The organism is Ruegeria sp. SATB027 (assembly GCF_059613825.1).
This window is the reverse complement of record NZ_JBXWTH010000085.1, coordinates 1-7,768: the sequence shown is the minus strand read 5'-3', so window position 1 is coordinate 7,768 and position 7,768 is coordinate 1. Positions and strand designations below refer to the sequence as shown.

Genomic DNA, 7,768 nt, shown 5'->3' with positions numbered 1-7,768 from the left:
ATCTGGCTCGTCACCAGGTCCCGAAAGTGGGGAAAATTACTTCGGTACTTCTGGGGATTTTTACTTCGGCATTGACACACGTAAGTGCGCCTCCGAACTTCATGGGCATGTAATCTCGCAAGAAGGCGTCCATCTCTTCCGGCGTTTTTGGCTCGGGATGCTCTTTCAGAATGCCGGCTTCAGACGGGGCCACCGTTGTGGCTTCGAGCGAAAACTCGACCCCCAACCCACGGCACTTGAAATCGGGTGCCTCCAACTGCTCGACTTCAAGGCCAAACTCCCGCAGCGCTGCCCAGAGAAACAACTCCCAAAGCCGTTGATCAAACCCGTTGGTTTGGAACTCGCGCACAAAGTGGGGATCCTTCGGCGCAAGCCAAAGCGCCAGTTCGGAGATAACTTTTCGCGCCGGTGCTCTGCCCGGTTCATCGGCCAGGAGTCGGAAGTATGGGTGGATTTTGGCTGGGTCGAGACCGGGTGGAACGTCGAAAGGATCAAGTGGGCTATTGGTTTCGTCGCCCTGCTCGCCAAACTCTGCAACCTCGCCCTTTTCGATGACTTGCATCATTGCGACACGAAGTTGGGTCTCGGCGTATTCCTGGCTTCGGAAGTTGATGCCGAGGTCAGCGCAGCGAAATCTGCCAATCTTGTCCCGAGCGAGGATCATCCAGAGGTAGTCGTCATCACTAGTGTCTCGGGCGACAAGTCCCAGAAGCGCCTCGTCTTCTGACGCCCACCAGGATCGTTCTTCCGCCATAACAGGAGCAAGAACATTCCGCGTTCCAGTCGTGTAGAGGTTGAAGCGGGCTCTGGCGATCGGCTGTGCAAATCCAGCCGCCTGTCGCTCACGTTCCTTACGTCGTTTCGCTTCGCCCATCTCGCTGTCCCGATTTTCAGTTTCATGCTCGAAATGGGTCTGATCAAAAGCAGTTGCAAGCGAGATCCGACGCGCAAACTTATCTCGACGCATTCAAATTTGCAGCCTAAGCCAAGCCAATGCTCCAATTTGGTGTTGCACGGAGTGCTGGTCGCAGGTCCCGGACCCAAATATAAAGCGCGTGCGCCAGAAATCTCCCCTGTCCTAGCGGCCATTCCTCGCGAGACAGATTTCTGGCCCCCTGCCCTTCTCCGCTGCGCTGCGCCTGCGGTTTGTTTGGGCTCGATGCCCTGCCCTCCGACCATCATTGCAACACCAGAAAAGGAGCAAAGCAATGACCACCAACTGCATCAGATTTGAAAGTGCCAAGATCGAAGAGGCAAAGGGCGTCGGATCAATCTCTACCCTGACATTCGATATCGACATCACCGTCGAGCCGGCCACAAGCGATAATCCGATGGCCCCAACGCACCGTGTCCTCGGCTGATCGCCGCGTGGCCGCTTGGTTGAATGCGGCGGTATCTGGAAGAAGCAAAACCGTGACACCGGGGCGGGCTACTTCACCCTGAGCATCCGGGACTTCGGCTTCAACGCCAATCTCGGCAAGGCCGCACACCAGGATGATGACACGGTTCAGGCGGTAATCCCCTGGGGTCCACGAGAGGCTGCTTGAGGCATTTAGCTGGCCGGTTTTCCGGCCAGCACTTTTCCCAAGCGGGCAATTTTGCACGCGTGCAAAAACCCAAACTGACGGCCAGTTGCTGTTCGATTTTCTTTCTGGTGCGGCCCATATTGTGCGCCAAAAATCCCGTAGGCGTACAATATATGTACATTTCGCCAAAAACCGTGCTATTAACCTCTGGAAGCGATTCCAAGAGAGAATCGAAAGAGAGCGGTGATATGGGCGGCAGTTTAGAACAATTTCTCCAGGAGCTCGAACGAGGCCTTGGTCGGACGATGGTCTCGGTCAACAAAGAGCTCACGATGAGGGAGCGAATTAAGCGTTCCTGGTCAATGCGTCAGTGTGCTCGATTCTTGAACATAAGTCATCAGCATCTGACGAAGTTCGCCAAGGACAACGAGGATTTCCCAGAGGGCAAACGTGTTGGGCGAGAGCGAGTCTTCACTCTTGCCGAGTTGATGCATATCCGGGCCTTGATGGCTGCGTCTGCCAAGAGACCTGAGCATTTCCTCGCATGGCGAAAGCCCGACGACCCTTTGCCTGTCATCTCGTTCGCAAGTCAGAAAGGTGGGACTGCGAAATCACTGAGTGCGGCCCATTTTGCGCAGTATCTGAGTCTGAACTACGGAATGCGGGTTGGCGTTATGGACGCAGACCCGCAGAGCACCATAACACTCTATTTTGTCGGCGGTGAAGAAATGCCTTCGCTGCCTGATGATGAGACGCCGACGATGGTGGATTTTGCGGGATTGTTTCAAACTGACGAGGCCATTCCCTACACCGACTACGATGCGGAAACTCTAGACGGTTTCTTCAAGAAGACGTCTTGGCCGGGTGTGAGGTTGGTTCCAGCCCATGGGGAAACATCAGAAGGTGAAATACAAATCGCCCGACTGTTGCGGGCTGGCACGCCCGAGAAGCGCTTTTATCGGTTTCTGAGGGACTCTATTGATCGGTGGAAAGAAGGGCATCCGCCAGTAACCCGGCCAAACGAGCTTGTGAACAACGGCAAGGTTGATCAAGAAAAGCTAAATCGAGCCCTGAACGAAACGTTGGACTGTATCATCATTGACTATCAGCCTGCGCTGACACTGTTCCAATTGAACAACGTCATGGCTTCTACGTCGTTGATTATTCCCCAGACAATGAAGGGTTTCGACATCGCGACTTTGTCCACATTCGTGACGGGCCTCCTCACGATGCTGCGCCATATCTTCGCGACGGATCGTATCGATATGGGCGGAGCGGCGCATATGCTGTTGCCAACCATTGTTCAGCGGACAAATGAGCAGGATCTTACTCACGTGGGCAACCTCCTTGAAAACTGTCCCGACGAAGTCCTTCCGGTATTCTATCTCCGCTCAGATGCCATTTCGAACGCCTCTGACGTCTATCAGTCGGTCTATGAGTACGACCCCGATACGCCTGGCAAGCGCAAGGGTATCAATCGCTTCATTGAAAACGCTGACGCTGTGAACGATGCGATCGTTTCGCGTCTTTGGCCTGGGCTCGAGCGCGGATACGCGGATGAATGGATGCAGAAATTCTACGACTTTGAGGAGGAAACCGGATGAAAAGAACTCTGAGCAGTTCGGTCCTCAAGAAGAGAGCCGTGCGTTCCGATGTCGATGCGGCGGCTGTTTCTGAGGCCGAAACGACCGAACAGATTTCTGGAGATAACGCCAAGCTCGTTGGCGGGGTCAAACCCCGGTTGGGCGGTTCCGGCAGTGCCTGGAAAGCCGGCGCTTTGTCGGATGCGAGTCAAATCCTCCAGGTCGAACGCACTCAGGTTGTCGAACGAATTCTGTCCGGCCGTCATGAGCTTCGGATCGATCCATCTCAGATTGTTGATGTGATTGGATCAGATCGTCGTGAAGATTGGCGCGACCAAGAAGCATTTAAAAGACTTAAGGAGAGCATAGCGAAGAATGGGCAAGACACGCCCATTCACGTTTGGCCAGCGGATCCGGACTGGCGCCCAGATGAGCGCGAACCCGAGAATGTCGACGGGGTAACCTTCCATTTGATTGTGGGACGTAGACGCCATGCAATCCTTCAGTCACTGGGCCTACCAGTTCGGGCCTTACTCGTTCCGCAATCAAATCGTGGGTCTCGCGAGGAACAGTTTGAAATGCTGTTCATGCGATTTCGGGAAAATGAGGAACGCGAAAACCTGAGCGCGTTCGAGCGACTTGTATCCATTGGGGAGATGTTTGAGCAGCTTCAGGATGCAACGCCAGATGAGAAATTGACGGCGACCGAATTTGCTATGCGTGTCGGAGTTCATAACAGTGCAGTTTCACGCGGCCGTGCAGTTTTTGCGGCCAGGGACGAGATTTTGCACGCGTGCAAAAACGTCTACGATCTCAGCCATCGTGATCTCGAAAAGGTTCTCAATGACTTGTCTAGCAAGGCTGCCAAGCCTGCGAAAAAGAAATCAACGAAACCCAAATTGCTCACAGTGCATCGAAAGATCGGTTCTCGGAAACTTAGTGTTACTGGGCAGGGCGGGAAGCTCTCTGTTGCTGCCACTGGGCTCGCGTTGGATGAGGATGTCCTCAACGGATTGGGCGATGTCATCGCTGAGTATTTGGAGAAACATGGATCGAAGTAAGAGGCAGGAGCCGCGGAGACGGTCATCTTCGATCAAACCGAGGTAAGAAACAGGAGCGCGTATGCTTTGAGATAACGGCAAAAGAAAAGCCCCCAAGCTGAGGGCCTGAGAGCTAATCAAGAATAGTTTGGTCGCTATTAAGATAGTTCTCCGGCGAATCACTGTCAATGACGAACGCTCCTGAGCGAACGGGTTTCTTTTGCCTGCTATCGAGCAGAGGAGGCGAAAACATCTCATGAAACATTCTGGTTGGCGCAAGCCGACACCGGGTCTTGGCATTGCAGAGCAACTTGCCCAATCCGGTGAACGATTAGCTGTACCCAAAACCCAAGCTTTCGTAGCAGTGAAGCGCGTGGGTGCTCATATCGGCCTCAAGGCCGGCGATATGCTTCTCCTCGATACTCTGGGAGCTTTCACACAGGCCCAAGACTGGGAGGAGGGGCAGCGCCCGATCGTTTGGGCGTCCAACTCGTACCTGATGGAACGGACGGGCTTTTCGCTGTCGGCGCTCAAGCGACATGCACGGCGCCTGGCCGAGATCGGTGTGATCTCCTTTAAGGACAGCGCCAACGGCAAGCGTTGGGGCTGTAGGGACGCTGACGGGCGCATCATCGAGGCCTACGGCTTCGATCTGTCCCCGCTGTCAGCACGCGTTGAAGAATTCGAGCTGCTCCAGGCCGAATTGCAGGCCGAGCGCGAGCTCTGTCAGCGCCTGAAGCGCCAGATTACGGTTGCACGCCGTATGATCCGCGCCCGGATCGAAGCGGCCTTCAGCAGCTCGCTGAGAGGGCCCTGGGAGCATCTTTCGGAGCTGTTTGAGGATCTCCTGGGCAGACTGCCGCGTCGAAACACCGCCTCTGAGGTGCTTGAGCGGCTCCTGGCATGGTTCAAAGAGCTTCAGGAGAGCGTCGAGACGACTTACCTCAAGGCAGTTCGGGCAGAAGAGTTTGTGGAAAACACCGCCGGAACTACTAAACAAGTCGGTGAAAAGACTCAAGAAATGAACCCCAGGGAGGTCAATTCTGAACCTCATATACTAATTACAACCCAACTTAATCCTGTAACTAGTAATCGCTCAGAATCTGAGCAAGCGGTGGGCGTGGTTCCCAATGCGCCACCGGAAGAGCAGGTGGATAGGGAGTTGGAAGACTGGGTTGCCGAGACACGCAAGAAACGCCGTGCAGCACTTGATTTGCCGACAGTGATGCAGGCCTGTCCTGAATTCGCGTCCTGGGCGCGCAATATGGGCGGATATCTGAAGGATTGGGGCGATCTGCACCGGGTTGCCGGGCAACTGAGACCGATGATTGGCGTCTCGGAGCATGCCTGGAACTACGCGCAAGACAGACTTGGGCCTCAAATCGCCGCGGCAGCGCTGGTTCTGACCTTCGATAAGCATTGTGCAGGCGAAGTGGCGTCTCCGGGCGGATATCTGCGTGGCATTGTCCAGAAAGCCGGGGCAGGGGAGTTGCATCTCGAGCGCAGTTTCTACGGTAGGCTCAGTGGGCAAGCGGCGTGACTGGGGCGTCACCGAACTTACTGAAGATGGGCTCTGACGGTCGGGATGTTGTTATGCGTAAGTTTGCTGAACAGTGAATATTGACTATTTTGCGAATATAGGAGAAAAACAGCTAAATCTGCTGAACAGTGAATATGGAAGAAATCGCGAATATAGAGCCGGAACTTCTGGAAAGCCTGAGCGATAGCTTTGAGGCAGTTCCCGATGCGCACTTGGGCGAAATCTCCTGGGAAGCGGGGGTTGGCAGCCGATTGCGTCCGGATGCAATTCTTGAAGCTGTCGTGGCAGGACGCGAAATTGCCTTTGTGGTGGAAACCCGAGGCGATGTGTTTCCGCGAGACGCAAGAGAGATTGTCTGGCAGCTCAAAAGACACCTGCGGGAGTTAGATAGCTCCAACCGTCAGTATGTTCCGATGATCCTCGCGCGATCAATTTCGGAAGGGGCTCGGAACTTTCTTCAAGGCGAGCAAGTTGCCTATCACGACCTGAGCGGATCGCTTTGTATCAGTGTCGATGAGACGTTTGTGTTGATCGAGAGACCGAAACCCAAGCGTGCCACGCGTCGCGCCATGAACGTGTTCAAAGGAACCCGTGCACAAGTCTTGCACGCCTTGTTCGATCGTCCAGGTGAATGGGTGACCGGCTCGGAAGTTGCCGAATATGCCGGTGTGTCTCCGGCCACCGTTTCCGAAACATTCAAGGATCTTGAGCGTCGTGACTGGCTGGATGTGAGAGGGGAGGGGCCTGCGAAACGGCGCAGGTTGATCCGGCCGGATGCCCTCCTAGATGCCTGGCGTGACAGCATTCTGGCAAGCCGTGCGTCGAGGCGGAGCAGATACTACGTTTCGCGGAAGAAACCCGAGGATTTGGCCCGCGAGATCAATGGTGCGAACTACTACGACGATTTTGATCTGGAGTTTACCGGGCAGTTCGCTGCACAGGCATATGCGCCGTTTCTTTCAAATGTCTCCGACCTGACGGTGCGGGTCTTTGGTAAGCGGGCGCACGATTGGCTCATTTCCACTTTGGGTGCCCGCGAAGTTTCAGAAGGTGCAAACCTGGTAGTGATTGAAGAAAAACCCACCAAAGGTCGGCACAGGATGCACGACGAGAGGGAACGTATGCTTGCCTCGCCGCTGCAAGTCTATCTCGACCTGCTGGAAGATCATGGCCGTTCCAAGGAAATGGCAGAGCATCTGCGGTCACAGAAACTGGTATGGCAATGAAGAAACCGACGGCCATTCAAGGCTACAACCAAACTGTCACCGAGGCCTGTGAGCGCGTTCTGGTCACGCTGATCCGCCATTTGGGACCGTGGCGCGACTCCATCTTTCTCGTGGGTGGCCTGACGCCACGATACCTCATCAAGGAACGCCCACCGGCGGTGCCTGTACATGCGGGAACCGGGGACGTTGATGTCGTTGTGGACATGAAACTGCTTGCTGATACCGAGGCCTACCGTACGCTTGAGGACAATATCAGGGCCATCGGGTTCAAGAGGTCGGAAAACAATCAGGGTAAAAAGCTCTCATGGCGCTGGCAGCAAGAGCTGGTCGACGGCACTGTACTGATACTCGAATTCCTGGCTGACGCCGGAGATGTGAGGGGTGGGGCGCTTCAGGAACTGCCCTCGGAAGGTGCGGTTTCGGCGATCCACATTCCGCATTCAGCGATGGTGCTGGATCACCATGAGACCGTGGATATCACAGCCGAACTGCTGGATAATGGTGGCGTCACAACCGAGACAATCCGGCATGCTGATATTGTCAGTTTCACCTGCCTCAAGGCGTTTGCTTTCGATCACCGGGCCGAACCCAAAGATGCGCATGACCTCTGCTATTGCCTTGAGCACTACAAGGGTGGAACGGAGGCTTTGCGTACTGCATTCGAAGCCGCACTGGCTGGCAAGCACGCTGAAACTGTCAAGGCGGCGATAGGTATCCTTGCGCGGCGGTTCTGTGATGGCGACGGTTTTGAGGGCTATCAGAAAGATGGTCCCGTCTGTCCGTCGTCAGATAATTTGGGACAGCGGAGCGGTTTTATGACTGGAGGCTCTGGCTCATCCTTGATTAAGTTTAT

At 54.9% G+C, this 7,768-nt stretch carries 6 protein-coding genes and 1 pseudogene; 6 read left to right on the top strand and 1 reads right to left on the bottom strand.

Annotated features, from left to right (window positions below):
- Nucleotides 1–10: 10 nt before the first annotated feature.
- Nucleotides 11–967: a hypothetical protein gene (locus AC2FPW_RS20425; RefSeq protein ID WP_496815163.1), complete on the bottom strand. Its 957-nt coding sequence runs from the start codon at nucleotides 965–967 to the stop codon at nucleotides 11–13.
- Nucleotides 968–1,208: 241 nt separating this feature from the next.
- Here AC2FPW_RS20425 and AC2FPW_RS20420 point away from each other — a divergent pair.
- From AC2FPW_RS20420 to AC2FPW_RS20395, 6 genes and pseudogenes are all read left to right on the top strand, one after another.
- Nucleotides 1,209–1,547, top strand: a pseudogene (locus AC2FPW_RS20420) (DUF736 family protein).
- Between the two features lie 227 nt (nucleotides 1,548–1,774).
- On the top strand, nucleotides 1,775–3,130 hold the full coding sequence (locus tag AC2FPW_RS20415; RefSeq protein ID WP_496815165.1) for a ParA family protein: 1,356 nt from the start codon (nucleotides 1,775–1,777) through the stop codon (nucleotides 3,128–3,130).
- Nucleotides 3,127–4,170, top strand: a complete 1,044-nt coding sequence (locus AC2FPW_RS20410) for a ParB N-terminal domain-containing protein (protein WP_496815161.1) — start codon at nucleotides 3,127–3,129, stop codon at nucleotides 4,168–4,170. Before AC2FPW_RS20415 ends, AC2FPW_RS20410 begins: the two co-directional genes overlap by 4 nt.
- A 235-nt stretch (nucleotides 4,171–4,405) precedes the next feature.
- The gene (gene repC, locus AC2FPW_RS20405; protein WP_496815159.1) at nucleotides 4,406–5,689 is read left to right on the top strand and encodes a plasmid replication protein RepC; all 1,284 of its coding nucleotides are present in this window, start codon (nucleotides 4,406–4,408) and stop codon (nucleotides 5,687–5,689) included.
- Nucleotides 5,690–5,823: 134 nt separating this feature from the next.
- The gene (locus tag AC2FPW_RS20400) at nucleotides 5,824–6,915 is read left to right on the top strand and encodes a type IV toxin-antitoxin system AbiEi family antitoxin (RefSeq protein WP_496815157.1); all 1,092 of its coding nucleotides are present in this window, start codon (nucleotides 5,824–5,826) and stop codon (nucleotides 6,913–6,915) included.
- Nucleotides 6,906–7,768 (top strand): hypothetical protein (locus tag AC2FPW_RS20395; protein ID WP_496815155.1); only part of this gene is annotated, 863 nt, incomplete at its 3' end. The genes AC2FPW_RS20400 and AC2FPW_RS20395, both read left to right, overlap by 10 nt.

Bases quoted from the DNA above. Each gene is read 5' to 3' on its own strand.
- AC2FPW_RS20425 (WP_496815163.1), bottom strand. From the start codon at position 967: ATGCGTCGAGATAAGTTTGCGCGTCGGATCTCGCTTGCAACTGCTTTT.
- AC2FPW_RS20415 (WP_496815165.1), top strand. From the start codon at position 1,775: ATGGGCGGCAGTTTAGAACAATTTCTCCAGGAGCTCGAACGAGGCCTT.
- AC2FPW_RS20410 (WP_496815161.1), top strand. From the start codon at position 3,127: ATGAAAAGAACTCTGAGCAGTTCGGTCCTCAAGAAGAGAGCCGTGCGT.
- repC (WP_496815159.1), top strand. From the start codon at position 4,406: ATGAAACATTCTGGTTGGCGCAAGCCGACACCGGGTCTTGGCATTGCA.
- AC2FPW_RS20400 (WP_496815157.1), top strand. From the start codon at position 5,824: ATGGAAGAAATCGCGAATATAGAGCCGGAACTTCTGGAAAGCCTGAGC.